Origin of the sequence: Exiguobacterium sp. ZOR0005 (genome assembly GCF_000798975.1) — a bacterium.
Classification (GTDB): Bacteria; Bacillota; Bacilli; order Exiguobacteriales; family Exiguobacteriaceae; genus Exiguobacterium; species Exiguobacterium aurantiacum.
In genome coordinates this window covers 79,702-103,982 of the sequence record NZ_JTLB01000013.1, presented here as the reverse complement: position 1 = coordinate 103,982, position 24,281 = coordinate 79,702, and the positions used below count along the sequence as shown (strand labels likewise).

Genomic DNA, 24,281 nt, shown 5'->3' with positions numbered 1-24,281 from the left:
GTTCTGAGGACTTTTCCTATGTCAGCTGTTTCTTTTGGATATATGACAAGCCGAGCGCCGCAATCAAGATGGTCCCTTTGACGATATCTTGGGCATAATACGGCACGTCCCACATCGTCAGCCCGTTCAACAAAATCCCAATCAAGACGGCACCGATCAACGTGCCGACGACGTTCGGTCGTCCTGTCCCGAAGACGGCATAGCCGATATAGGCGGCCGCAACGGCGTCCATTAAGAGCGGCGCCCCGGCCGAAACTTGCCCCGTGCCGATCCGTGACGCCAAGATGATGCCGCCAATCGCTGCGAACAATCCGCTCAACACGTAGGCGTACAGCTTGATGCGGTTGACGGCGATACCGGAACGACGGGCCGCCTCGACGTTCGAGCCGACGTAATAAAATTCGCGACCCGTCTTCGAATACGTCAAGAACAGATGCGCCCCGGCGAAGAAGATGACCATCAAGATGGCGACGAACGGGACCGGCCCGATCGAGCCTTGTCCGATGAAGAGGAACGATGGGATGAACCGGCCCGGCGCCGTCCCCCCTTCAATCGGCATGTTGTCATAAATCGAGAAGCCTTTCGTATACGTCAACTGGACCCCATTGATGACGTACATGATGGCGAGCGTCGCAAGCAAATCCGGCAACCGGAATTTGATCGTCACGAGCGCGTTCAACAGTCCGACGAGCACGCCGAGAACAATCGGGACGAGCAAGGCGACGAGCAGCTCTTGACTATGTAACACGAGGCTTGACGCCGCCCCGACCGTCGCGAGGCTCGCCGTCGAACCGACCGATAAATCGAATCCGCCGACGATGAGCGAGAACGTCACCCCGAGGGCGAGCAACGAGACGATCGAGACAGATTTGATGATATCGCTGAAATTGGCGTACGTTAGGAACTGGTCGTTCGTCACGCCGAAGACCGCAATCAATGCGAGAATCGCGAACAGCGTCCCGTATTGACCGATGCCGGTGAATCGTCTCGCCTTAGGTTTGAGTACGAGTTGGGCCATATGATGCCCCTCCTTTCTGTTGCCAGCGGCCGCGGTCGAGCCAAAGCGTGCGGTTGGCGACGAGTTCTAATTCATGCGCCTCACTCGACGTGAAGATGACCGTCTTGCCTTTTTTGGCCAGTTGCGTCACGAGCTCATAAATGTCGCGTTTCGCCGTCACATCGACGCCTTTCGTCGGCTCGTCGAGTAAATACACGTCCCGGTCTTGAAACAACCATTTGCTGAGGACGACTTTTTGTTGATTGCCGCCGCTCAGCTCACGCACCGGCTGTCGAACATCGGCATACTTGACACGAAGCGAGGACAAGACGCGTTGTAACACGCTCGTCTCGCCTTCAACGACTAACGCGTTTCGTTCAATCGAGTCGTCGAGAAAGAGTCCTTGTTTCCGGCGCTCTTCCGGGACGAGGGCGAACCCGGCTCGGACCGCTTGACGCGGCGTTTGGACCGTCGTCACTTTCCCTCCGTGCTCGATATGTTGCTTCACGTCGGACAAACCGAACAACGCCTCGATGAGCTCGGTCTTGCCGCTGCCCGTCACGCCGCCGATGCCGACGACTTCGCCTTTATAGGCGGTGAAGGACAACTCGGTCCCAAACACGGGTAGCGTGAGCGTCGCCTTCAGTTGAACCTCGTTCGTCGGTGTTGCTTTTTCCAACTCATCTACAAGTGACGTCCCGCTCAATAGCGTATGGACGTCTTCGGTCGACAACGGTTGGAACGGCCCTTCATAGACGAGTCGCCCATCACGGAGAAACGTCGTCGTCGTCGTGACACGCGACAGCTCCTCGGAGCGGTGAGTGATGAGGAGGATGCCGACACCGTCTTCGGCGAGTGTCTGCAACAACGTGAGCAGTGCCGCCGCGTCGTCCGTCGACAAGGCCGCCGTCGGCTCATCGAGTAAGAGGTACGTCGCCTCGCTCGCAAGCGCTCTTGCAATTAAAATCCGTTGTTTGACGCTGAGCGGGTAATGTCCACTCGGTTTCGTCACATCGATCGTGAGGCCGACACGCTTCAAATACGCCGTCGCCCGTCGCTTCAATTCGCGCGGTTGAACCCTTTTGACTGTCTGCCACGGCACGACGTTCTCATAGACCGGTAAGTCGAGATAGAGCGCATCATCGACTTCTTGCGACACGGTGATGACCCCGCGTCGAATCGCTTCGGCCGGCGTGAGCACGACGGCCTCGTCGTCAAGCGAGATGGACCCGGACGTCGGTGTCGTCGTGCCGTTCAATAACTTGATTAACGTGCTCTTCCCGGCCCCGTTTAAGCCGAGAAGGCCATGAATCTCACCGCGACGCAGCCCGAACGTGACGTCGTCGAGAACCGTCACGTCCCCGTATTGTTTTGTGACGCGTTCAAGCCGAATCATCATTTCATCCAATCTGACCAGGCCGCGTCTGACGCGCCCCAGTTCGGCACGTATTGACCGAGGTCGTCCATTGTCACTTTCTCGTCCGGCAAGACGTCACGATCGACGAGATATGGGTCGACCGAATGAATTGACGGTGTCTCTTCGCCGGCGAGTTTTTGGTAGGCGTACCGGACTTGGATACGACCGATTTCAGCCGGGTCGGTCGCCGCCGTCACTTTCCATGGGCTCCCGTCTTCTTGCATGAGCTGGAGGTCCTCGTCGCTCAAATCGATACCGTAGACGGCAATCTCATCGCGCCCCGCTTGTTTGATGGCACGGCTCGCACCTTTAGCGAACTCATCCCACATCGCGAACACGGCGTCAATCTCGCCTTCCGGATACTTCTTCAAAATCGCCTCCATCTGGCTTTGCGTGTCAAGTGCGGTGTTGTTCGTCGCTGAACCGAATTTGGCCACTTCTTCGATGCCTGGATAACGCTTCAAGAACGCGTCATAAATCGTGTGGCGTCGTTCCATCGGCGTGAAGCCGCCGACCCAAATCGTGACGATTTTCCCTTCGCCGTCCAAATCTTCCGCGAGCGCCTTGAGCGAACGCCAGGCGAGCGAATAATCGTCCTGGTCGATAACGGTCACGCCCTCGTTCGTCAAATCGTTGTCGAACGCGACGACTTTGATGCCTTTGTCGAGCGCTCGTTGGACCGGTTCTTTCAACGGGTCGGCACGCCCGTGGTCGATCAAGATGACATCGACACCTTGCGTCGTCGCCGTGTCGACATAACTCGCCATCTTCGATAAGTCGTTGTCAGCGTTATACACTTTCACATTGCCGCCGAACGATTCGACTTGCTCGGTCACGCCGTTAATGTACTGCGACGAGAACGTCCCGATCGACATTTGCATGATCAGGGCGACGTCGATGTCTTTCGGCAACGTGCCGTTCGAGGTGGACACCGGTTTCGTCTCCGGCGTCTTCTCGGCCGGTTTCGGTGTCGCCGCTTGTTCGTTCGTGCAGCCGACGAGCGCCAACACGAACGTGAATAGTAAAATCAATAGTTTTTTAGACATGAACCGTTCCCCCTACGTGATGTGTGATGGCCGTCTCGTTCGCCTCGAACACGCCCGCCTCGGTGATGAGCCCCGTAATGAGCTCGGGCGGCGTGACGTCGAACGCCGGATTGAAGACGGTGATACCGACAGGAGCCGTCGGCTGGCCACCGATATGCGTCACTTCTTTCGCGTCCCGCTCCTCGATTTCAATCGCATCGTCCGCCGTCAAATCGAACGTCGAATGCGGTGCCGCGACGTAGAACGGGATCCCGTAATGCTTGGCGAGCACGGCGAGTTGGAGCGTGCCGATCTTGTTGGCGACGTGACCCGTCCGCGTGATGCGGTCGGCCCCGACGATGATCGCGTCGACGCCTTTCGCTTGAATCGTCCATGCGGCCATATTGTCGGTGATGAGCGTGACATCGATATCGGCCTGGTCGAGCTCCCAGACTGTGAGACGGGCCCCTTGGAGAAGCGGTCGCGTCTCACAGGCGAAGACGTTGAATGTGACGCCTTGCTCTTTACCGACATAAAACGGGGCAAGTGCCGTACCGTAACGTGACGTCGCGATGGCACCGGCGTTGCAGATCGTCAAGATGTTCCCACCTGCCGGTAATACCGTCAGTGCGTGCTCACCGATAGAGCGATATGTGTCGACGTCGCGGTCATATAACGCAACGGCACGTCGTTCGATTTCCCCGGCAATCTGTTCAAAATCGTCCCCGACGTTCAGCTCGAGGAGCGACTCGATCACATTTTGAAGGTTGACCGCCGTCGGCCGTGTCGCGATCAAGCGGCGTCCGACGATTTCAAGGCGACGCGTGAAATCCGGGTCGTCGACTAATCGTCCTGCCTCTTTCGCCAAGACGAACGCCCCGAAGTACGCGATCGCCGGTGCGCCTCGGACTTGGAGTGTCTCAATCGCACGTTCGGCTTCTTCGAGCGTCTCGATCGTCACGTAACGCGCCTCGTGCGGAAGGAGCGTCTGATCTAAAAGGACCAGCTCATGGGTCGATGCGTCGAAACGAATGTTTTGGACGGTCATACGCGCACCCCCGAGAGGAGTGCCACGAGGTCGTCAATCGAATCGACGGTGTGCCGCTCTTTGATGAGGGTGGCGCCGAGGGCGAGCGCATCACGTTTTCGCTCGAGACGGGCCACTTCGGGTAACGTCTCGAGGTCCGCGACGCCGGCGAGGCCGATGGCGCGGCGGATGAGCTCGCAACCGGCGTAGCCGATCGTGTCGCTGAAGATTGTTCCGAGCAAGTCGTCGACGTACCCTTCCGTATTGAACGGCTCGACGGCGCTCGTGAAGTTGTGACGGAACGTCTTCTCGAACGTCTCCCAGACGGTGAGGACGTCGGTGAACCGTTCGAACCGCTTGAGCGGATCGTGGAACGTCGCAAGCGTCAAATGAGCGATGATTTGACCGACGTCAAAACCGAACGGTCCGTAAAACGCGAACTCCGGGTCGATGATTTTCGTTTCCTGTGACGTCGCGAAGATGCTGCCGGTATGTAAGTCGCCGTGAAGCAAGGCGTCATGTTTCGTGACGAACCCGACTTTCAGTTTTGCCACTTCGACTTTCAGCGCCTTGTCTTGCCACAAACGCTCGACGTCCGGGCGAAGCTCCGCCTCGATGTTGTTCGATTCGGCATCTTTATACGGGTCGGTGAAGATGAGTTTTTCTGTGATGTCGCACAGTTCCGGGTTGTAATACTCCCGCTCTTTTCGTTTCTTTTCGATTGGTCCGGCCGCATAGTCGGACGTGACAAACAGCGTCTCCCCTAAAAACTCGCCGACGTGACGGGCCAGCTCCGGATACGTCTTCCCTTCGAGATAACCGGTGCGGACGATATCATATTCAGACAAATCCTCTAAAATCGTGTAGGCGAGGGCGCGGTCGCTCCCGATCACTCGTGGTACGAATCGTGGAACGACTTCAGCGAACTCCCGAAGCGCCAACTGCTCGATCCAGGCCCGCTCGAGCGTGAGCGGCCAGCTCTCCCCGACGACTTTCGCGTACGGGAGCGCTTGCTTCACGATCAAACTCGTCTCGCCTTGACGAATGCGAAAGACGAGGTTCAAGTTGCCGTCACCGATCTCTTCACACTGGGCGATTCCCTCTTCCTCGATCAATCCGAGTGCCCGGACGTGCTCGACGATGGTCTGTTCTGTAAATGGTTGATATGCCATGATTGTTTCCCCTTTCGGTATGATTCCCACAAAAAAAGCCCCTTTCTCCGCGAGAAAGAGGCACACCCAAATTGGTTGTTCCTCTCATCTTTCAGACGTCTGTCTGGTGGATGTAGCACCGTGCCTTACTGGTCGGTTGCTGCGGCGTCATCGGGCCAATTCCCTCTGCCAACTCGCGATAAGAGTGTCGTATTCGATTGTGTGAACGTGTTGTGATGAATATTACGGACTGTGCGCCATGCTTGTCAACGACGATTTGTGACGAGCCGACCCACTTTTTCTTTGCATATATGGAAACAACTTTCAAAAATAATTTTTTTCAAAAAAAGGAATTGACGCTGTGACGATTCTGTGCAAAAATTCAATTAAATTTCACAACTTCAAATCATATTCTTATCAAGAGCAGACGGAGGGGACAAGCCCGATGATGTCGCAGCAACCGACCCGATTGGGCACGGTGCTAATTCTTGCAGCGTAAGCTGAGAGATAAGAGTTCATTTTTTTATGATGACCTCTTGCCTCGGCATGGGGTCATTTTTTGTGTGACCGGAAGGAGGAACGACCATGGGCATCATTGCCACTTATGAAATCAACCGTACTGACCGCGTCGCCGATATCGCCGAGAAAATCGCGCTCGAATTGACCGTCGGCACGTGGACAGACTTGCCCCATTTAGAACGACAACAGTTACAGGCGTACCGCGGCGAGGTCGTCTCGACGTCCCATACAGACGCGACGAGCCGGTTCACGATCCGGTACCCGATTGAAAACGTCAGTCCTGACTTCTCGTCGATATTGACGACGACGTTTGGGAAACTGTCACTCGATGACTCGGTCCGTTTGATTGATTTCGAGCTACCTGCATCACTTTCAGCCGACTTCCCTGGCGCCAAGTTCGGTGTCGACGGGATTCGCGACCAGCTCGGCGTCGACGATCGCCCGCTCGTCATGAGCATCTTTAAAGGCGTCATCGGACGGGACTTACAGTTTTTAGAACAGCAACTGCGCGACCAGCTCGCCGGTGGCATCGACATCGTCAAAGACGACGAGATCTTGTACGACAATCCGCTCACCCCTTCGCTTGAGCGAGCGCGCATCGGCGCATCCGTGATTCAAGAACACTTCAACACGACGGGAAAACGCGCACTGTATGCGGTCACGCTGAGCGGCCCGGTGTTCGGGTTGCGCGACCAAGCACGCCGCTTGATCGAGGCGGGCGCGACGGCACTGTTGTTCAACGTCTATACATACGGACTCGATGCACTCCGGGAGCTGGCGAAAGATCCCGCCATCCGTGTCCCGATTTTGGCGCATCCGGCGTTCGCCGGTGCCTTGACCGGGTCAATCAGCCACTCGCTTTTGCTCGGTAAATTCATTCGTCTCGCCGGTGCCGACTTGACGCTGTTCCCGTCCCCTTACGGCTCGCTCGCGACACCTCCAGACGAGGCGTTCGCGATTCGCGATTTCAGTGCCAAACCGCACTGGTCGAAGCCGATCTTACCGGTCCCGTCGGCCGGGATTCACCCGGGGCTCGTCGAAGACATCATCCGCGACTTCGGTACGGACGTCGTCATCAACGCCGGCGGCGGCATTCACGGTCATCCGGACGGCGCCGCTGCCGGTGCCCGCGCCTTCCGACAAGCGATCGAGCAGGCGCTCGGGCAGACCGGTCGAACGGATGCACTCGATGCCGCACTCAAGGTGTGGTCGACGCGATGACGGTCCATATCCTCTGTGACTTTGACGGGACGATCACAGCCGAGGACAACATCATCGCCCTCATGAAGGCGTTCGCCCCACCGGAATGGCACGCCATCAAAGAGGATGTGCTCGCCCAACACATTTCGATCCGGGCAGGCGTCGGTCAGATGTTTCACTTGTTGCCGAGTGCCGAGAAGACGGCGTATCGCGACTATTTGGTAGGACATATTCAACTCCGGCCCGGATTCGTTCACTTTTTGGAAGAAGTTCGTCAAAACGAGTGGCAGTTTGACGTCGTCAGCGGCGGGATGGACTTTTTCGTCCATCCGATTTTAAGCGGGCACGTTGACCCGGACCACATCTACTGCAACGTCGCCGATTTCTCCGCGGAGACGGTACGCATCGACTGGCCGCATGCTTGCGATGCGTCTTGTACGAACGATTGTGGTTGCTGCAAACCGACAATCGCCCGTCGCATCGTCAATCCTGATGATCGCTTGATTGTCATCGGTGACTCGGTGACCGACTTCGAGATCGCCAAGCAGGCCGACTTCGTCTACGCTCGCGGACAGCTCATCACGCTCTGTGAGACAGAAGGCATTAACTATTACCCGTTCGAGACGTTTGACGAAATCACTCATCATTTGAAGGAGGTGCCCGTATGAGCGTGACCGCACGTTGGCTCGAACTCGCCGACATTAAAGACGAACTCGCCGCCCGCGACTGGTTCCCCGGAACGAGCGGGAATTTGGCAATCCGCGTCTCGGACGACCCGCTCGAATTTTTAGTGACAGCGAGCGGACGTGATAAACGAAAGCGGACAGCCGAAGATTTCGTCCTCGTCGATGCGGCCGGACGATTGATCGGTGAACAAAGCGGTAAACCGTCCGCCGAGACGCTGCTCCACGTCGAAGTGTTCAACAAAACAGAGGCCGCATGTTCCCTTCACGTCCATACGGTCGACAATAACGTCATCTCAGAACTTCACGCCCCAAACGGCGAAGTCGTCTTTACCGGACAAGAGATCATCAAGGCGCTCGGTTTTTGGGAAGAAGACGCCGTCGTCCGCGTCCCGATCATCGACAACCACGCCGATATCCCGACGCTTGCCTCTGCGTTCGCCCGACATGTCCATTCAAGCGCCGGTGCCGTCCTCATCCGTAATCACGGCATCACTGTATGGGGCGAGACACCCGATGCGGCGAAACGTTACTTGGAGGCCTATGAATTTTTGTTCAGCTACACGTTAAAACTACGCGCCCTAGGCGTCCATTCATAAGGAGGAATTGAATCATGGCAACCATCTATTTCCAACAAACAGAAGAACGTTACGTCGACCAAGCTGAAGTGAGCGCATTTTTAGAGTCGCGCGGCATCTTGTATGAGCAGTGGGACATCGATAAGCTCCCGGCTGACCTTCAAGAAAACTATCAACTGACCGACGAAGACAAACAAGCGATTCTCGCGACGTTCCGCGACGAGATCCGAGACGTCTCCGAGCGCCGCGGCTATAAGACAGCGGACGTCATCTCCCTGTCGGAGGCGACACCGAACTTGGACGAACTGCTCGTCAACTTCCAAAAAGAACATCATCATACCGATGACGAAGTCCGTTTCATCGTCAGCGGCCACGGGATTTTCGCCATCGACGACGCCGAGCGCGGCTATTTCAACATCGAGCTCAACCCGGGCGACCTGATCTCGGTGCCGGTGAACACGCGCCACTACTTCACACTCCAAGCCGACCGCCAAGTCGTCGCCGTCCGTATTTTCGTGACGACGGAAGGTTGGGTGCCGATCTACGACAAAGAAGACGTGACAGCATAATAAAGAAGCGGACGAGTCGCTCGTCCGCTTCTTTCATTTCATTTGTCGTTCGGCCAACCGTTCCTTAGCCGACTCACGCGCCTTCACGACATCGATAGCCCCTAGCGCTTTGCCAAGTCCACGTGTCGGCAAGTTGACGTACATCGTCTCATAGTTGCTCACTTCATACGTCTCGTGAAAAATCCCGACGACTTCACTCGACCGTGCTTTCTGGTTGAACGCTTTCCAAGCTTCAAGATGCAGCTTGCCGTGTGCATAATCGAGAAGTTCCTCGCTTGAACGCCAATATTGAATGAGAGTGACAGAGCGCCAGCCGACGGTCATCTCATGCGATAGAAAACCTAAATCCCGTTGTGTGTACAACTCCTTCAACATCGCAGGCATGGCACTGAAAGCTGGCCACCATTTCCGAATCGAACGAAACCGATTTACCCGTAAACCGATGACAAATACGACGACTTCTTCATTTGGGACGGCCATTTTCCGTTCCATCGTCTATTCCCCCTTCAAGCGTACGAATTGCCTGTCCACACCATTCAATCAGTGCAACCGTCTGTCGTTTTCCGTAGTCGAGCGTCAACAACCAGTACAGGGCGTCCGGCGATTCCGCATCACTCGAACGGATCATCGTTTCAATCAGGTCATACGTCTTCAAGCGCGCACTTAATAAATTTTCATGATGAGCAATTTTCTCGATCGTCTCTGAAATCGGTTCATGTCTGGCAAAAAACAACTTGAGCAACAGCTCATTTCGCTGAATCGGCAATTCATCCGGTTTCTCACCGAGCCATCGCTTTAACTCGTCTTTACCTAATTCGGTCAATTCATACGCTTTTCGCTCATCGCCTTCATTCGATTGAATGATAAGCCCCTCGTTTTCAAGTGTTTTTAATGTCGGATACACTTGTCCGAAGCTGATTTTCCAAAAATGACTCAGGCTGTTATCAATCATCTGCTTCATTTCGTAACCCGTGCGACATGTTGTCGTCAAAAGCCCCAATATAGCGTAGCGTGTGGCATTTTCTCGCGGCATGTTCCGTCTCCTATATCAAAAAGATACTATCTATTTGATATGTACCACGTATGTAGAAGAACAAAACAAAAAAATGTGCCTCATGTCGAGGCACATCGCTTAATGTTTGACCGCGGACGGTTTCGATGAGAACCAACCCCATAGAGCAATACCGACCATGACCGACCAGAAGAAGAGCGTCCAACCCGTCGAGTGGACGAACCCGTGCGGGAGTCCGATGAACTCGAACGGTGTTCCTTCTATTAATTGTTTAAAGCCATCATGTTCTAAGACGAGTACCGTCAGTTTCACCCCGACCCAACCGACGATCATGAAGGCGGCCGTCTCGAGCGTCGGACGCTCGTGCAACAGCTTCACGAAAATGCGGGCGGCGAAACGCATCAAGACGACACCGATGAGTCCACCGAGCAAGACGACGAAGAACTGACCGGAGTCGATGCCGCCGATTTCACCGAGACCGAGTGCCGGGAGACTGACCGCGAGCGCGACCGCCGCCAAAATCGAGTCGACCGCGAAGGCGATGTCCGCGAATTCGACTTTCGCGACCGTCCACCAAAACTCTTTACGCGAGACCGGACGCTCCGTGACGGCCGTCTCGGCTTTCGCTTCTGCGGCCAAGTCTTGATGCGGTGCCATATGACGCGCCTTATACGTCATATACAGGTGTCTCGCGCTCATCCCGATCAAGTAGAGGGCACCGAGTGCCTGCACTTGCCAGACGTTGATTAAAAACGAGATGAGGAACAGTGCGAGGAAGCGGAATACGAACGCTCCAAGTAAGCCATAGAACAATGCTTTCTTTTGTTCCGTGCGCGGCAAATGTTTGACCATGACAGCCAAGACGAGCGCATTGTCTGCAGATAATAGCCCTTCAAGACCAACGAGGACAACGACGATCCAAGCATACTGCAGAATTAACTGCCAATCCATGTAAATCCATCTCCTTTTAGTTGTGTTCCTTCATATTTAATAGTGACTACTTTTTTAAGTTCACGAGAACATTCTATTCCGATTTCTTTTTAAAAGCAATCGTTTTTTTTCACACTATGAAGTTTCTCACTAAAAACAGGTTCACAGCATGTTCAGAGAGCAAATTGATACCCGGTTCACGTACGTTTCGTGATAAAATCCTAACAAGAACGAGTGGTGGTCCCCACCCTCTCAAAAAAGGAGAATCCGATTATGTCTACAAGCCATGTCGCTTTACCTACTAAAGCAGAACGACATAAATTATTCGGTTCGGTCCCGCCAATCAAGGGAACGAAACCGACAGAAAAAGATAAAATGATCGATTTGCAGAATACACCGAAAAACTTCTTGTTCGCGCTCGACAGCGTCGGCATCTCAAACGTGAAACACCCGGTCAACATCGAGACGCCAGACGGCATCCAGGCAACGGTCGCGACGTTCGAATTGACAACGTCACTCGTGCAGGATCGGAAAGGCATCAACATGTCACGCCTTACCGAACAGCTCGACGCGTACCATAACCAAGGCTGGACCGTGTCGAACGCGTCGCTCATCGAGTTCGCACAAGAGCTCGCCGAGCGAATGGAGCAAACAGAAGGGCAACTCACGATCCGCTACCCATGGTTCTTTAGCCGAAAAGCGCCAGCAACGGGCCTCAGCGGTCTCATGAACGCTGATGTCATGCACCGCGTGTCGTACAACCTTGAGACGGGGACAGCGAGCGTCACGGTCGGTCTCGTCATCAACGTCACGACGCTTTGCCCGTGTTCTAAGGAAATCAGTGAATACAGTGCCCATAACCAACGCGGATACATCACGATCGAGGCCGGCCTCGACGAGACGTCGCTCGACGGTTTTGACTGGCGCCTCGCTCTTCTCGATGCAGCCGAGTCGAACGCCTCGGCACCGCTTCACCCGGTCCTCAAACGTCCGGATGAGAAGCGCGCGACAGAGATCGCGTACGAGAACCCGCGCTTCGTCGAAGACATGGTCCGTTTAATCGCAGCCGACTTGTACGAGATGAAGCAAGTCGTCAACTTCTTCGTCGAATGTCGGAACGAAGAATCGATTCACCAACATGACGCGATTGCCTCGATCACGTTCGATAAACGCGAGAACTAAAAAACGAGTGAAGCCGACTTTGGCTTCACTCGTTTTTTATAGGCTCCGGACGAGCCGAATCGTCAACAGGATCACAATCAAGATAACCCATACCGCCCACACGATTCGCCATTTGGCCCAATCGAGCCGTTTGACGAACGCGTACACGGTCAAATACAAGGCGATGAGGAGCGGGATGACGACCCAAGGATTGTCGAGCATCACGCTTCGATGTCACCGTCCCAGGCGAGCATGCCGCCCTCGACGTTGACGACTTTATATCCTTGTGACTCTAAGTGGTCGCACGCCGTCACACTGCGCCCGCCCGAGCGGCAAATGACATGATAGACGTTGTCTTTGGCGAGCTTTTCTGTCACTTCCGGGAACTCAGACAATGGATAGAGCGGTACGTGCGGGATGTGACCCGCGTCGTATTCGTCTTGTTCGCGCACGTCGATGATGTGGAGCGACTCCCCATTCTCGAGTTTTTCACGTAATTCGGTTGCATGGATGTTTTGCATATAGGTTCCCCCTTTTAATGTTGTCCTCTATTAGTTTACCTCAGCATCTGTACAAACAAACTCAAGTTTCTTGTAAAAAAAGCACCCTCCCTAAGGAAGATGCTTGCGACTTACGCTTCGTTGCGCTCGTCGATGGCTTGTGCCGCTGTGATGAGCGTCAATTTGTAGACGTCTTCTTCGTTACAGCCGCGCGACAAGTCGTTGACCGGCTTGTTGAGGCCTTGGAGGATCGGTCCGATCGCTTCGAACCCGCCGAAACGTTGAACCATCTTGTAGCCGATGTTCCCGGCTTCGAGGCTTGGGAAGACGAAGACGTTGGCGTTCCCGGCCACGTCAGAGCCTGGCGCTTTCTTCGCTGCTACGCTCGGGACGAACGCGGCGTCGAACTGAAGCTCACCGTCGATTGGAAGATTCGGTGCTTTTTCTTTGGCGAGACGTGTCGCTTCGATGACCTTCTCGGTTTCAGGCGATTTCGCTGAACCTTTCGTCGAGAAGCTGAGGAGCGCGACTTGCGGCTCGATGCCGAACGTCTTCGCTGTCAACGCTGACAAGTAGGCGTTCTCAGCGAGGTCGGCCGCGTCCGGTGCGATGTTGATCGCACAGTCCGAGAAGACGTACTGCTCGTTGTCGCGTACCATGATGAAGACACCTGATGTCTTTTTGATGCCTTCTTGCATTTTGATGATTTGAAGGGCCGGACGGACCGTGTCGGCTGTCGCGTGCATCGCACCAGAGACGAGACCTTCTGCCTTGCCTGTGTGGACGAGCATCGTCCCGAAGTAGTTGACGTCAGACGTCAACAATTCACGGGCCTGTTCTGGCGTCGCTTTGCCTTTGCGGCGCTCGACGAACGCTTCGACGAGTGTGTCGATGTCTTCGTACGTCGCCGGGTCGTACTGCGTCAAGTTCGAGATATCAAATCCGTGCTTCGTTGCGACCGCATCGAGCTCGGCTTTCGGACCGATGACGATCGGGTCGACCATGCCGTCGTTCTTCAAACGGACCGCGGCTCCGAGGACGCGCTCATCGACGCCTTCAGGCAAGACGATAGTTGGACGGATCGGGCTGACTTTCTGCTTTAACGTATCAAATAGTTTCATAACGGAGGAACCCCTTTTCGTATAATAAGAATCACTTACGGTTTGTGACCGATTTCTGTCTTTATGCGATTTCAATTATACACAGGACCTTTTTTAAAATAAACTATTCTGCCCGATCCGTCATAAATCGCTTGAAATCAATCATTATATGAATACAACAGTTATGCTCTACCGACTGATACAGGCTGTTTTGAAGCCGTTTTCATTCATGGCCGGCTCGTTGCTTTTTCCCGTCTCGACTGTGATAAGATTCACAGCCGGCGTCAAACTTGGCAGGCTGTGAAGGGACTATGGTAAAATAAACAGCGAAGCCTAAGTTCCTGAAAGGAGTTTTTTTATGTCAGAACGTCCTGCACCAACTACAGAGACACAGCACGCCGCCGCCACGTTGGACGGTTGGTACACGCTCCATGATTTCCGCACGATCGATTGGACCCGCTTGAAAACTGTTGACGCTACGGCACGCCAAGAAATGATTGATGAATTCGTCGCGTTCCTCGCCTCGCTTGAAGAAGTGGAAACGCGCGGTGAAGGCAGCCACGCCTTTTATTCGATTTTAGGACAAAAGGCGGACGTCGTTCTTATGGTCCTTCGTCCAACGTTCAAAGAGCTCGAGCAAGTCGAGCTCGCGCTTCGGAAGACGAAGCTGTACGACTACATGATCCCGTCGTATTCGTACGTCTCGGTCATCGAACTCGGCATGTACCGTGGCTCAGGCGACGGCGATCCGTATGAAAACCCGCACATCCGGTCGCGTCTCTACCCGACGCTCCCGAAAGCGGCACACATCTGCTTCTATCCGATGAGCAAGGCCCGCCGTGACGGCGATAACTGGTATACGTTGTCGATGGATGAGCGGAAAGACCTCATGTACCGACACAGCATGATCGGCCGTAGCTACGCCGGCAAAATCCAACAATTTATTGGTGGATCGACTGGTTTTGACGGTTGGGAATGGGGCGTGACGCTATTCGCGGAAGATTCGCTTCAGTTCAAGAAAATCGTTTATGAGATGCGCTTTGATGAAGTGAGTGCGAAGTATGGAGAGTTTGGCGATTTCTACGTCGGGAACATCTTACCAAAAGAAGAACTCGGCACATTCCTCGGGTAATCGAGGTTTATGCGGACGGTGCCTCGGGAAACATTGATTATAGAAGCAATTCCATAATAATGATCAATGAGGTGAACAACGATGCGCGTGTTCAAGGAATCAGATCGAGACACTGCGGAACGTTTAGATTCGTTTATTGAGCGAATGGCACCGACTGCCGAGCTAGTCCAACTTCGATTTGAACAACAGTTAAAACATACACAGCGAAAGGGTCAGGCAAAAGCCTGACCCTTTATTTTGTCGTCTTCGCGTGCAGCGCGTCGCCGAGGAACGTCGCGAGTTCGAGCATGCCATACGTTCCCGCCTTCGCTTCGGCGTCCGAGTTATAGTTCGTGTTCGTGTTCACGTCGTAAGCGTAGACGTTGCCGTCTTTGTCCTCGATGATCTCGATGCCTGCGACGGCAATCTCGTTCGCCGCGAGGAACGCCTCGAGCTGAGCGAGAATCGGATCATCAAATCCTTCGACGATCTCGAACTTCGCAGGCGGCGTTTCGCCGACCGGACAGAACAGGTCCTCAATCGAGCAGGCGTCCGCGGGGCATAGTTCAAACCCTTCCGACGTGTCGACGCGCACCGCATACAAGAACTTGCCGCCGATGAACTCACACCGTGTGATGAACGGTTGCGGCGCCTCGATGTATTGTTGAATCAACGTGATACCGTCGACCGAGTCCTCGAACGTCGGCCCATAGACATATTCGCGCAACGCTTCGATCGTGTGGAACAGTTGCACTCCGAGCCCTTTCCCGGCCCGGTTATGCTTCGTGATGAACGGCGTCATCCCGAGCGCCTCCGCGGCCTTCATGATTTGCTCTTTACCGACAGCGGCGATTGTCTTCGGTACACGAATCCCTTCACGGCGAAGCGCTGTATACTGATTGACTTTGCTCACTTCGAGCCGGATGGCGCGCGTCCCGTTAAAGACGGTCCGCTCGTTCGCTTCAAGCCAAGCGAGCACCCCTTCGGTCAACTCGGGTGCGTAACGATGCCCACGTGTATGGGACGAGGCGCTCATTCGGTTATAAAACACGCCTTCAGGCGGGTTCGCCTCAATGTCGATCATCCCCTCGTCTAAATGCCACAACTCATACGGTAACGCCAACTCGTCGAGTCGTTTGACGAGATGGTCCGTCCACTCATTGTTTTCGTGTAACACATGAATTTTAGCCATACGTACCTCCCCTTTTATCGTATTCTCACTTTACCACGCTATATCTTATTATTCCAATGTGCGAATGTGAGAATGCGTTGTTTCTTATATCATAACGATTTCATGGTATAATGAACTTAATAATAACTTGAGAAATGCGACAAACGATAAGGAAGTGATGTGTTTGAATGGTTCGATTTTAAGTACGGATAGTTTGATCTTATTGTTCGGCTTACTCCTCGTCGCAGGAGTGCTCGCTACGCGCGTCTCGACACGGTTCGGTCTTCCCGCCCTTCTTTTGTTCATGGGTATCGGCATGATTATCGGCAGCGATATCACAGGGTTGATTTTCTTTGACGACACGAGTCTTGCCCAAATGATCGGGGTCGCGGCGCTCATCGTCATCTTATTCGAAGGGGGGCTGCAGACGAAGTGGTCATCGATCCGCAGCGTCATCGCTCCTTCCGCCTCGCTCGCCACGATCGGCGTCTTGCTCACGACCGGTGTCGTCGCAGTTGCCGTTCGTTTCGTATTTGGTTTCGATTGGATTGAGTCTTTCCTATTTGGCGCCATCATCGGTTCGACGGACGCCGCGGCCGTCTTTGCCGCCTTTAAAGGAAAGAACATTGCACCGAACGTCGGTGCGACACTCGAAGCCGAGTCCGGCACGAACGACCCGATGGCGATGTTCTTGACGATTCTCGCCCTCGATTTCATGATGAAGCCGGACACGACCGTTTGGGACGGCATTTGGATGTTCATCCTTCAGCTGATCGTCGGTGCGTTCGTCGGATATATGCTTGGAAATGCGTCGCGTCTCATGCTCAACCATTTAAAGCTCGACTCGAGCGGACTGCACGCTGTCCTCATGATCTCGATGGCGTTCATGACGTATGGGGTCGCCGCTTACTTCGCGGGCAGCGGACTTCTCGCCGTCTATATCGCGGCGATGATCGTTGGCAACGCCCATACGGCACACGAGGTAACGATCGTCCAATTCTCCGAGGCACTCGCCTGGATCATGCAAATCATCATGTTCGTCATCCTCGGGTTGCTCGTCTTCCCGAAACAGCTGTTTGACCCTGAGCTCATTTGGAAAGGTTTGCTCATCTCGTTCATCTTAATGTTCATCGCGCGACCGATCGCCGTCTACTTGTCGACGGTCGGCATGGCGTTCACGAACAAAGAAAAACTATTCATCTCGTGGGCCGGCCTCAAAGGTGCTGTCCCGATCGTGCTCGCGACGTTCCCGCTCATCGCCGGGATCGACAATAGCCAGCTCATCTTCAACGCCGTCTTCTTCGTCGTCGTGACGAGCGCCTTGATTCAAGGAACGACGCTCATGCCGCTCGCCACAAAACTCAAATTGCTCGGACCTGATAAAATCCGATCGCCATACTCGATCGCCCTCGTTTCGAGCAAGCAATCGCAACATCAACTTGTCCCGTACGTCGCGACGGAAGAGTCATCGATGATCGGCAAGACGCTCGCTGATATCACGCTTCCACCGAACACGGTCGTGAATGCCATCGTGCGTCAAGACTATCTCATTCCGCCGACCGGTCAGACGAAGATCGAGCCGGGTGACTTATTATACGTTCTCGCCTCGACGTATCGCCACGACCAACTCGACCGCAAGTTCGGGGAGGACGGGCTCGAACGTGTCGAGCTATAACGATGTAAAAAAGGTAAGGTTGTGCCAAAGCACACTCCTTACCTTTTTGTGTCCACTGTTTTCGCCGATTGGATTAACGCTTCCACTTCGGCGTCCCGTCCTTCGTGCAACGCCTCGACGATAAAACTGCCGACGACGACGCCGTCGCACACTTCCCCGAGCACCCGCACTTGGTCGGCCCGGTGTACCCCGAACCCAGCTAACACCGGTACAGGGGACCGGGATGTGAGCGACCGCAAATGACCGAGCAGCTCATCCGGGAACACGTCCGTCTTCCCGGTCGTCCCTTTCAACGTGACCGCGTACACAAACCCTTCGGCCTGACGTAAGATCATCTCGATCCGTTGCTCGCTACTCGTGAGCGTGACGAGCGGTACGACGGCGACACCTCGGCGATCGATACCGGCAAACAGCTCAAGACTCTCCTCGAACGGCAAATCCGGGATGATGACCCCGCTCACGCCGCACGCGGCGGCCCGCTCGAAGAACGGCTGCACCCCGAAGCGAAACACCGGATTCAAATATGTCATGAGCACGATCGGCACGGAAAAACGTCCACTTCCTTCTATTAAACAATCGAGTACTCGCGCGAGCGTTACACCGTCCGTGAGCGCGCGCATCCCGGCCGCCTCGATGATCGGACCGTCCGCCACCGGATCGGAGAACGGGATACCGAGCTCGATCGCCGTCGCCCCCATCGCTTCTAACCGTTCAATCGTCGGAATCAAGTTGTCGAGCCCGCCGTCCCCAGCCATGATATACGGGACGAACGCGGCCCCTTCACTCCGCTGTCGAATCGCTTCATCTAATCTCATCATGTCGTCACCCTTTCTCGAATCGTGTGAACGTCTTTGTCGCCTCGTCCTGATAAGCAGATGACTAGAATGTCATCCTCTGCCATCGTCTGAGCGAGTGTCTCGGCATAGGCGAGCGCATGGGACGACTCGAGTGCCGGGATGATGCCTTCGTTCCGGCTGAGCGACATACAGGCCTCGAGCGCTTCGTCGTCCGTGACGGCTGCATAGCGTACCCGCTCGATGTCTTTCAAGAAACTATGCTCTGGACCGACACCAGGATAATCGAGCCCGGCTGAAATTGAGTGCGCTTCTTGGATCTGCCCTGCCGCGTCCTGCAACACGTACATGAGCGAACCGTGCAACACACCGACTTCTCCTTTTGTGAGCGTCGCCGCGTGTTCGTCCGTATCAACGCCGCTCCCCGCCGCTTCAACGCCGTATAGGGCGACCGACTCGTCGTTCAAGAACGGATAGAACATGCCCATCGCGTTGCTGCCCCCGCCGACACAGGCGATGACCGCGTCCGGAAGACGGCCCGTCTTTTCAAGCACTTGCAGTCGCGTCTCTTTACCGATCACACTTTGGAAATCGCGTACCATCGCCGGGAATGGATGCGGTCCGAGCACCGATCCCATGACGTAATGTGTATCATCGACATGTTTGACCCAGTAGCGGAGCGCTTCATTCACCGCATCCTTCAACGTCCGGCTCCCGGATTGGACCGGTACGACCGTCGCCCCGAGCAGTTCCATCCGAAACACGTTCAACTGTTGGCGTTCGACGTCGACCTCGCCCATGAAGATTGTACATTCCAAGTTAAGAAGAGCACACACCGTCGCCGTCGCGACACCGTGTTGCCCGGCCCCGGTCTCGGCGACGATTTTCTGTTTCCCCATCCGTTTTGCGAGGAGTGCCTGTCCGATCGTATTGTTGATTTTATGAGCTCCGGTATGGTTCAAGTCTTCCCGTTTCAAATAGACGTTCGTCCCGAGGCGCCGGCTCATGTTTTCCGCATAATAGAGCGGCGTCTCGCGACCGACATATTCGCTTAAGAGCTCTTCGAACCGTTCGTGGAAGGCCGGGTCTTGCTTCGCCTCTTCATACGCCACTTCTAACTCCTCGACCGCTTGCATGAGCGTCTCCGGTATATACTTGCCGCCGTACGGCCCAAACTTCCCGTTCACTGGTTGGCTATACATGTAAACTCCTCCTTGGCACGTTTGATGAACGTGCGAATCTTGTCGTTATCTTTTTCTCCGTTCGTCTCGACGCCGCTTGAGACGTCGACCCCGTCAGGTTTCACGAGGCGAATCGCCTCTGTCACGTTCTCACTGTCCAACCCGCCGGCGAGCCAAAACGGTTTATCAGGGCGATGAAGCACGTTCCAATCGAGCGTTTCCCCACTCCCAGGAACGGGTGCATCCAACAACACGACATCCGCCTCCGTCTCACGACTTGCTTCGATGATTGGTAACCCGAAACGTCGGAACGCTTCGATCGGCAGTGTGCGCCGGTGCAGTTGAATATCGGTCAATCCGCATACGAGCGCCGTCTCGACCTCTTCGAGAGCCGGGTCGAGAAACACCCCGACGACGCGTACCGATCCAGGGATGTGTTGACGTAACCGTGTCGCCGTGTCCACATCGATTCGGCGTGAACTGTCGGCGAACACGAAGCCGATTGCGTCGGCTCCCGCGTCAACTGCCGCCTGCACGCTTTCCTCTGTCTTTAATCCGCATATTTTAACGAACATGTCGTCAACTCCTCGACCAGTGCCGTCGGGTCGTCCTGACGCATGAGCGCCTCCCCGACGAGAATCGCTCTCGCCCCGGCCGCTTGGAGCCGGCCGGCCGCCTCACTGTTCTCAACACCGCTTTCGCTGACGAACGCGACGTCCGGATAGCGTTGCATCAATTCAATCGATGTATCGAGGGTGACCTCGAACGTCTTCAAGTTGCGATTGTTGATGCCGATCAACACGTCGCCGAGTTCGAGCGCGGTCTGCAGTTCCGATTCATCATGCACCTCGACGAGGACGTCGAGACCGATGTGCCGTGCGTACTGCTTCAAAGCATGGAGACGGCTCGGGTGGAGCGCCGCGACAATCAACAGTGCCGCTCTCGCCCCGGCCGCTTGCGCCCGATCGAGCTGGCGTTCGTCGATGATGAAATCTTTGCACAGCACCGGGATATCGACCGCGTCGGCAACGAGGCGCAAGTCTTCGAACGACCCTTTGAAGTACGTCGCGTCCGTGAGCACGGAGATCATCGTCGCTCCGGCCCGCTCATATGCACGGGCCTGTTCCGCGACATCGACTTGTTCTCGAATCAATCCTTTCGAAGGCGAGGCCCGTTTGATTTCGGCGATGACATGGAACCCATCCGCGACGAGCCGCTGCAAGGAAATCGGTTCTGTCGCCGTGACGACGATGTCTTCCATTTCGTTGACCTCTTCGATTTTCGTGCCGATGATTTTCGTCAAGTAGCTCATATTCCGACCTCCGTTTGTTGTAGTTGGGTCAAGACCCGGACCGCATGTCCTTCATCGATGCTGCGCGCCGCCTCGGCGACCCCTTCGCGGAGCGTCTTCACCGTCCCGTACGTGCACAAGGCGAGCGCCGCATTCAACAAGACGACGTCACGGGCCGGACCGGGCTGACCGTTCAACACAGCGACGAGCGTCTGTGCATTTTCTTCTGGTGTCCCGCCTCGTAACGCAGAGAGCGGTGCCCGCATCAACCCGACGTCTCGCGGGTCGACCTTGTACCTTGCCGTCTGTTCCCCGGCAAAGAAGAGCACCTCGTTCGCTCCGGCCAAACTTGCCTCATCAAGTCCGCCAGCGCCATGGACGACCATCCCGCGTTCCACACCGAGATATCTCATCGCCGCCGCCATCTTCTCAAGGAGTGATGGATGATATACCCCGATCAATTGCCGCCTCGGCTTGAGCGGGTTCGTGAGCGGGCCGATCTGATTAAAGATTGTCGCGGTCGCGAGCTCTTTTCGAGCCGGCATGACGTGCTTCATGATCGGGTGGACATGTTGGGCGAACAAGAAACTCAAGTTCGATCGTTTCAGGTCGGCTAACACGTCTTCTGCCGTCCGGACGATCGGCACGTTCAACGCCTCAAGCACGTCCGCACTGCCTGAGCGACTCGATACGCTCCGATTGCCGTGCTTCGCGACCGGGATGCCGAGCCCGGCGAGGACGAACGCGACGGTCGAGCTGATGTTGAACGTGTGGGCCCCGTCGCCGCCTGTACCGCACACATCGAGGACCGGGATCGTCGTCTCGGGGAACGTTGCCGCCTCGCGGATGTAATCGGCGAGGCCAGCCATCTCTTCGGCCGTCTCTCCGCGTTTTTTCAACGTGAGGAGCACTTCTTTGATTTGGTTCCCATCGGCCTCGAATAACTCTGCCGCCGCTCGTTTCATTTCCGCTGCCGTCAATCGATTCGTCAGTAGTCGTGTTAACATATATGTTCCTCCTCTAATTTTCGGTACAAAAAAAACTCCATACGACAAACGTCGTATGGAGGACGGTATGGACCGCGGTGCCACCTCTCGTTGGATCAATCGATCCCACTTTCCGATGCTATCACATCGTATCCCGATAACGGGGGAAGCCGTCACAGCCTACTTCATTCAGCCATGCTCTCATGAGCCCATTCACGTGTCAGCCTCGGCCAGGATCCCACCACCCCCGGCTCTCTTGACGAGACGTACATACACGTTACTCTTCTCAATCATTGATTTACATATGCGTTGAAACGAAAAAGGGGTTACTCGCCTGCCCATAGCTTACGCAATGAGAAGGACGAGTAACCCCGTGGTGCCACCTTCGTTGGTTCAGATCGAACCCACTTCACGGACAAACATCCGCTTCCCCGTGATAACGGTGGGTGACCCGCTAAAGCCTACTAAAAGTTTCGGTTTAGAGCTCGGAAGTCCATTCGCGACGTCCCGCATACTGATTCACACCAACCATCAGCTCTCTGTCATGCGGGTCTAGTCGTTACTTCTCTTCGTCGACGCCTTTATTCGTTTCAGTTAAGTTAACTCGTACTATACAGGGCGCGATTGTCCGTGTCAAACAAAAGCGTGCAAAAAAACTTTGCTTCTATAGGTGACGCAAAAAAGCCGACGTTTTTCGCAGCTCGACAAGTTGACACCCGTTTTTTTCGTCTGCTATAGTCGTCCCCAACAACACTTCACTCAACTAAAGGAGAATTGACATTGGAAACAAGCAAACTAAAACGTGAGCTGTCGACCCGGCAACTCACGATGATTTCGCTCGGGAGCGCCATCGGGACGGGCCTCTTTCTCGGAAGCGGTCTCGCCATCCAGACGGCGGGACCGAGCGTGCTCGTCAGCTACGCTGTCGGAGCGTTCATCGTCCTCTTACTCATGGGCTGTCTCGCCGAGATGACCGTGGCCCATCCGACTTCAGGTTCGTTCGGCACGATCGCCGAACGTTATGTGCATCCGCTTGCCGGCTTCTTAGTCCGTTATTCGTACTGGGTCGCCAACGTCCTCGCCATCGGGGTCGAGGTGAGTGCGATCGCCATCTATATGCGCTACTGGTTCCCGGATGTGAACGGGTTCGTCTGGGTCGCCTTGTTCGGCGGACTGCTCATCTATATTAACGCCCGACACGTCCACACGTTCGGCACGACCGAGTACTGGTTGTCATTTATCAAAGTAAGCGCCATTTTCTTGTTCATCATTCTAGGTTCGGCCGCGCTGTTCGGCCAACCTGGTTCCCCGATCGAGTCAATCACGACAGGGAACGAAGGCTTCTTCGCCTTCGGCTTTTACGGCATGTGGGTGACGATCTTCATCTCGCTCTTCAGCTTCCTCGGCACAGAGCTCGTCGCCGTCACCGCAGGCGAAGCGAAAGATCCGGACCGCGCCGTCCCGAAAGCGTTACGGGCGACCGTGTTCCGTTTGACGTTCTTTTATCTCGTCACGATCGCGATCATGCTCATGCTCATCCCATGGCAGCAGGCGGGGATCGACCAAAGCCCGTTCGTCCTCGTCATGCAACAGTTCGACGTACCTGGCGCGGCCGGTATTTTGAACTTCGTCATCTTGATCGCCGCCCTTTCGGCGATGAATGCGCAGTTGTATGCCTCGACACGGATGATGTACTCACTCGCCGAGGCGGGTGACGCACCGCGTGTATTTAAAAAAGTTAGCCAGAACGGGATCCCGACGTACGCACTCTTCGTCTCGACGGGCGGGATCGTCCTCGCGGCACTCCTGCAGATCTTCATGGAGACGTCGTACCCGTTCCTCATGGGCATCTCGATGTTCGGCGCCATCTTCACATGGTTCATGGTGTTCGTCTCTCACTTGTTCTTCCGTAAGAAATGGACAGGACGCAAGCTCCCGGTCCGCATGATCGGGTACCCGGTCTTGCCGCTCCTCGGGGCCGTCTTGCTCGTTAGCTTGATGATCACGACATGGTTCACTGACTTCGATATTTTGCTCAAGTTCGGGATTCCGTGGTTAGTCGGATTGACGATCGTCTACTTCATCCGGGAACGCTTCCGGAAATCGGATGACCAAGCCGATGACATCGAACAGGCGAACTAAAAATCGCTCCTACCTTTACGCGGTAGGAGCGATTTTTGTCATGAAAACGAGCACCTATCGC

At 55.1% G+C, this 24,281-nt stretch carries 25 protein-coding genes, 2 riboswitches and 2 other annotated features; of the genes, 8 read left to right on the top strand and 17 right to left on the bottom strand.

Going from position 1 to position 24,281, the window contains the following annotated elements; genetic code table 11:
* Nucleotides 1–16: 16 nt before the first annotated feature.
* From L971_RS05865 to mtnK, 5 genes are read right to left on the bottom strand one after another with little or no spacing between them, the layout of a single operon-like run.
* Nucleotides 17–1,018, bottom strand: coding sequence for an ABC transporter permease (locus tag L971_RS05865; protein ID WP_052200299.1), 1,002 nt, complete (start codon nucleotides 1,016–1,018; stop codon nucleotides 17–19).
* A complete protein-coding gene (locus L971_RS05860) occupies nucleotides 993–2,393 on the bottom strand; it encodes a sugar ABC transporter ATP-binding protein (protein WP_052200297.1) in 1,401 nt (466 codons plus the stop codon). Before L971_RS05860 ends, L971_RS05865 begins: the two co-directional genes overlap by 26 nt.
* Nucleotides 2,393–3,460 (bottom strand): sugar ABC transporter substrate-binding protein, encoded by a 1,068-nt coding sequence (locus L971_RS05855; protein WP_047374925.1) that lies wholly within the window; start codon nucleotides 3,458–3,460, stop codon nucleotides 2,393–2,395. The genes L971_RS05860 and L971_RS05855 overlap by 1 nt, the downstream gene beginning before the upstream one ends.
* Entirely contained in the window at nucleotides 3,453–4,487 is a 1,035-nt protein-coding gene (gene mtnA, locus L971_RS05850) for an S-methyl-5-thioribose-1-phosphate isomerase (RefSeq protein ID WP_051638861.1), read from the bottom strand. Before mtnA ends, L971_RS05855 begins: the two co-directional genes overlap by 8 nt.
* Nucleotides 4,484–5,638 carry an S-methyl-5-thioribose kinase gene (mtnK, locus tag L971_RS05845; protein WP_047374923.1) on the bottom strand — a complete coding sequence of 385 codons (1,155 nt, stop codon included), beginning with the start codon at nucleotides 5,636–5,638 and terminating at the stop codon, nucleotides 4,484–4,486. The genes mtnA and mtnK overlap by 4 nt, the downstream gene beginning before the upstream one ends.
* Before the next feature lie 81 nt (nucleotides 5,639–5,719).
* A riboswitch (SAM riboswitch) is annotated at nucleotides 5,720–5,823 on the bottom strand.
* Between the two features lie 205 nt (nucleotides 5,824–6,028).
* A riboswitch (SAM riboswitch) is annotated at nucleotides 6,029–6,131 on the top strand.
* A gap of 71 nt (nucleotides 6,132–6,202) precedes the next feature.
* Between mtnK and L971_RS05840 the strand changes: the two genes are divergently transcribed.
* From L971_RS05840 to L971_RS05825, 4 genes are read left to right on the top strand one after another with little or no spacing between them, the layout of a single operon-like run.
* Complete coding sequence (locus L971_RS05840) at nucleotides 6,203–7,357, top strand: 2,3-diketo-5-methylthiopentyl-1-phosphate enolase (protein WP_047374920.1); 1,155 nt, start codon at nucleotides 6,203–6,205, stop codon at nucleotides 7,355–7,357.
* A complete protein-coding gene (locus tag L971_RS05835) occupies nucleotides 7,354–8,004 on the top strand; it encodes a 2-hydroxy-3-keto-5-methylthiopentenyl-1-phosphate phosphatase (RefSeq protein ID WP_047374916.1) in 651 nt (216 codons plus the stop codon). The genes L971_RS05840 and L971_RS05835 overlap by 4 nt, the downstream gene beginning before the upstream one ends.
* Nucleotides 8,001–8,618, top strand: a complete 618-nt coding sequence (locus L971_RS05830) for a methylthioribulose 1-phosphate dehydratase (RefSeq protein ID WP_047374913.1) — start codon at nucleotides 8,001–8,003, stop codon at nucleotides 8,616–8,618. Before L971_RS05835 ends, L971_RS05830 begins: the two co-directional genes overlap by 4 nt.
* 14 nt (nucleotides 8,619–8,632) lie before the next feature.
* On the top strand, nucleotides 8,633–9,166 hold the full coding sequence (locus L971_RS05825) for an acireductone dioxygenase (protein WP_047374911.1): 534 nt from the start codon (nucleotides 8,633–8,635) through the stop codon (nucleotides 9,164–9,166).
* A 33-nt stretch (nucleotides 9,167–9,199) separates the two neighbouring features.
* Here the strand turns inward: L971_RS05825 and L971_RS05820 are convergent, their stop codons facing one another.
* The 3 genes from L971_RS05820 to L971_RS05810 form a co-directional block, all read right to left on the bottom strand.
* The gene (locus L971_RS05820; protein WP_047374910.1) at nucleotides 9,200–9,658 is read right to left on the bottom strand and encodes a DUF4188 domain-containing protein; all 459 of its coding nucleotides are present in this window, start codon (nucleotides 9,656–9,658) and stop codon (nucleotides 9,200–9,202) included.
* The gene (locus tag L971_RS05815; RefSeq protein ID WP_047374908.1) at nucleotides 9,630–10,199 is read right to left on the bottom strand and encodes a PadR family transcriptional regulator; all 570 of its coding nucleotides are present in this window, start codon (nucleotides 10,197–10,199) and stop codon (nucleotides 9,630–9,632) included. The genes L971_RS05820 and L971_RS05815 overlap by 29 nt, the downstream gene beginning before the upstream one ends.
* Before the next feature lie 99 nt (nucleotides 10,200–10,298).
* On the bottom strand, nucleotides 10,299–11,129 hold the full coding sequence (locus L971_RS05810; RefSeq protein ID WP_047374906.1) for a TerC family protein: 831 nt from the start codon (nucleotides 11,127–11,129) through the stop codon (nucleotides 10,299–10,301).
* A 252-nt stretch (nucleotides 11,130–11,381) separates the two neighbouring features.
* Here L971_RS05810 and folE2 point away from each other — a divergent pair, with 252 nt between their 5' ends.
* Nucleotides 11,382–12,290, top strand: coding sequence for a GTP cyclohydrolase FolE2 (gene folE2 / locus L971_RS05805; RefSeq protein ID WP_029334174.1), 909 nt, complete (start codon nucleotides 11,382–11,384; stop codon nucleotides 12,288–12,290).
* A 36-nt stretch (nucleotides 12,291–12,326) separates the two neighbouring features.
* Here folE2 and L971_RS15040 read toward each other — a convergent pair whose 3' ends face one another.
* From L971_RS15040 to pta, 3 genes are all read right to left on the bottom strand, one after another.
* Nucleotides 12,327–12,494, bottom strand: coding sequence for a hypothetical protein (locus L971_RS15040; RefSeq protein ID WP_156111500.1), 168 nt, complete (start codon nucleotides 12,492–12,494; stop codon nucleotides 12,327–12,329).
* On the bottom strand, nucleotides 12,491–12,790 hold the full coding sequence (locus L971_RS05795) for a rhodanese-like domain-containing protein (protein WP_024371187.1): 300 nt from the start codon (nucleotides 12,788–12,790) through the stop codon (nucleotides 12,491–12,493). Before L971_RS05795 ends, L971_RS15040 begins: the two co-directional genes overlap by 4 nt.
* A gap of 110 nt (nucleotides 12,791–12,900) precedes the next feature.
* Nucleotides 12,901–13,890, bottom strand: a complete 990-nt coding sequence (pta, locus tag L971_RS05790; protein WP_024371188.1) for a phosphate acetyltransferase — start codon at nucleotides 13,888–13,890, stop codon at nucleotides 12,901–12,903.
* A gap of 337 nt (nucleotides 13,891–14,227) precedes the next feature.
* Between pta and hemQ the strand changes: the two genes are divergently transcribed.
* Entirely contained in the window at nucleotides 14,228–15,001 is a 774-nt protein-coding gene (gene hemQ, locus L971_RS05785; RefSeq protein WP_024371189.1) for a hydrogen peroxide-dependent heme synthase, read from the top strand.
* Between the two features lie 232 nt (nucleotides 15,002–15,233).
* On the opposite strand, the gene L971_RS05780 is transcribed toward hemQ, so the two are convergent.
* Nucleotides 15,234–16,172, bottom strand: a complete 939-nt coding sequence (locus L971_RS05780) for a RimK family alpha-L-glutamate ligase (RefSeq protein ID WP_047374904.1) — start codon at nucleotides 16,170–16,172, stop codon at nucleotides 15,234–15,236.
* Nucleotides 16,173–16,329: 157 nt separating this feature from the next.
* Between L971_RS05780 and L971_RS05775 the strand changes: the two genes are divergently transcribed.
* Complete coding sequence (locus tag L971_RS05775; RefSeq protein WP_024371191.1) at nucleotides 16,330–17,826, top strand: potassium/proton antiporter; 1,497 nt, start codon at nucleotides 16,330–16,332, stop codon at nucleotides 17,824–17,826.
* Between the two features lie 38 nt (nucleotides 17,827–17,864).
* On the opposite strand, the gene trpA is transcribed toward L971_RS05775, so the two are convergent.
* The 5 genes from trpA to trpD are packed head-to-tail and all read right to left on the bottom strand — an operon-like array spanning nucleotide 17,865 to nucleotide 22,099.
* Complete coding sequence (trpA, locus tag L971_RS05770; protein WP_047374903.1) at nucleotides 17,865–18,641, bottom strand: tryptophan synthase subunit alpha; 777 nt, start codon at nucleotides 18,639–18,641, stop codon at nucleotides 17,865–17,867.
* Nucleotides 18,641–19,822: a tryptophan synthase subunit beta gene (gene trpB / locus L971_RS05765; RefSeq protein WP_024371193.1), complete on the bottom strand. Its 1,182-nt coding sequence runs from the start codon at nucleotides 19,820–19,822 to the stop codon at nucleotides 18,641–18,643. The genes trpA and trpB overlap by 1 nt, the downstream gene beginning before the upstream one ends.
* Nucleotides 19,804–20,376: a phosphoribosylanthranilate isomerase gene (locus tag L971_RS05760; RefSeq protein WP_047374900.1), complete on the bottom strand. Its 573-nt coding sequence runs from the start codon at nucleotides 20,374–20,376 to the stop codon at nucleotides 19,804–19,806. The genes trpB and L971_RS05760 overlap by 19 nt, the downstream gene beginning before the upstream one ends.
* On the bottom strand, nucleotides 20,352–21,113 hold the full coding sequence (gene trpC, locus L971_RS05755) for an indole-3-glycerol phosphate synthase TrpC (protein ID WP_024371195.1): 762 nt from the start codon (nucleotides 21,111–21,113) through the stop codon (nucleotides 20,352–20,354). The genes L971_RS05760 and trpC overlap by 25 nt, the downstream gene beginning before the upstream one ends.
* Entirely contained in the window at nucleotides 21,110–22,099 is a 990-nt protein-coding gene (trpD, locus tag L971_RS05750) for an anthranilate phosphoribosyltransferase (protein WP_047374898.1), read from the bottom strand. The genes trpC and trpD overlap by 4 nt, the downstream gene beginning before the upstream one ends.
* A 55-nt stretch (nucleotides 22,100–22,154) precedes the next feature.
* Nucleotides 22,155–22,381, bottom strand: a binding site (T-box leader).
* Between the two features lie 51 nt (nucleotides 22,382–22,432).
* Nucleotides 22,433–22,663, bottom strand: a binding site (T-box leader).
* A gap of 189 nt (nucleotides 22,664–22,852) precedes the next feature.
* Between trpD and L971_RS05745 the strand changes: the two genes are divergently transcribed.
* The gene (locus tag L971_RS05745; RefSeq protein WP_047374896.1) at nucleotides 22,853–24,220 is read left to right on the top strand and encodes an amino acid permease; all 1,368 of its coding nucleotides are present in this window, start codon (nucleotides 22,853–22,855) and stop codon (nucleotides 24,218–24,220) included.
* Nucleotides 24,221–24,281: the final 61 nt, after the last annotated feature.

Excerpts from the sequence above, each read along its gene's own strand:
- L971_RS05865 (WP_052200299.1), bottom strand. The coding sequence starts at position 1,018 with ATGGCCCAACTCGTACTCAAACCTAAGGCGAGACGATTCACCGGCATC.
- L971_RS05860 (WP_052200297.1), bottom strand. The coding sequence starts at position 2,393 with ATGATTCGGCTTGAACGCGTCACAAAACAATACGGGGACGTGACGGTT.
- L971_RS05855 (WP_047374925.1), bottom strand. The coding sequence starts at position 3,460 with ATGTCTAAAAAACTATTGATTTTACTATTCACGTTCGTGTTGGCGCTC.
- mtnA (WP_051638861.1), bottom strand. The coding sequence starts at position 4,487 with ATGACCGTCCAAAACATTCGTTTCGACGCATCGACCCATGAGCTGGTC.
- mtnK (WP_047374923.1), bottom strand. The coding sequence starts at position 5,638 with ATGGCATATCAACCATTTACAGAACAGACCATCGTCGAGCACGTCCGG.
- L971_RS05840 (WP_047374920.1), top strand. The coding sequence starts at position 6,203 with ATGGGCATCATTGCCACTTATGAAATCAACCGTACTGACCGCGTCGCC.
- L971_RS05835 (WP_047374916.1), top strand. The coding sequence starts at position 7,354 with ATGACGGTCCATATCCTCTGTGACTTTGACGGGACGATCACAGCCGAG.
- L971_RS05830 (WP_047374913.1), top strand. The coding sequence starts at position 8,001 with ATGAGCGTGACCGCACGTTGGCTCGAACTCGCCGACATTAAAGACGAA.
- L971_RS05825 (WP_047374911.1), top strand. The coding sequence starts at position 8,633 with ATGGCAACCATCTATTTCCAACAAACAGAAGAACGTTACGTCGACCAA.
- L971_RS05820 (WP_047374910.1), bottom strand. The coding sequence starts at position 9,658 with ATGGAACGGAAAATGGCCGTCCCAAATGAAGAAGTCGTCGTATTTGTC.
- L971_RS05815 (WP_047374908.1), bottom strand. The coding sequence starts at position 10,199 with ATGCCGCGAGAAAATGCCACACGCTACGCTATATTGGGGCTTTTGACG.
- L971_RS05810 (WP_047374906.1), bottom strand. The coding sequence starts at position 11,129 with ATGGATTGGCAGTTAATTCTGCAGTATGCTTGGATCGTCGTTGTCCTC.
- folE2 (WP_029334174.1), top strand. The coding sequence starts at position 11,382 with ATGTCTACAAGCCATGTCGCTTTACCTACTAAAGCAGAACGACATAAA.
- L971_RS05795 (WP_024371187.1), bottom strand. The coding sequence starts at position 12,790 with ATGCAAAACATCCATGCAACCGAATTACGTGAAAAACTCGAGAATGGG.
- pta (WP_024371188.1), bottom strand. The coding sequence starts at position 13,890 with ATGAAACTATTTGATACGTTAAAGCAGAAAGTCAGCCCGATCCGTCCA.
- hemQ (WP_024371189.1), top strand. The coding sequence starts at position 14,228 with ATGTCAGAACGTCCTGCACCAACTACAGAGACACAGCACGCCGCCGCC.
- L971_RS05780 (WP_047374904.1), bottom strand. The coding sequence starts at position 16,172 with ATGGCTAAAATTCATGTGTTACACGAAAACAATGAGTGGACGGACCAT.
- L971_RS05775 (WP_024371191.1), top strand. The coding sequence starts at position 16,330 with ATGTGTTTGAATGGTTCGATTTTAAGTACGGATAGTTTGATCTTATTG.
- trpA (WP_047374903.1), bottom strand. The coding sequence starts at position 18,641 with ATGAGATTAGATGAAGCGATTCGACAGCGGAGTGAAGGGGCCGCGTTC.
- trpB (WP_024371193.1), bottom strand. The coding sequence starts at position 19,822 with ATGTATAGCCAACCAGTGAACGGGAAGTTTGGGCCGTACGGCGGCAAG.
- L971_RS05760 (WP_047374900.1), bottom strand. The coding sequence starts at position 20,376 with ATGTTCGTTAAAATATGCGGATTAAAGACAGAGGAAAGCGTGCAGGCG.
- trpC (WP_024371195.1), bottom strand. The coding sequence starts at position 21,113 with ATGAGCTACTTGACGAAAATCATCGGCACGAAAATCGAAGAGGTCAAC.
- trpD (WP_047374898.1), bottom strand. The coding sequence starts at position 22,099 with ATGTTAACACGACTACTGACGAATCGATTGACGGCAGCGGAAATGAAA.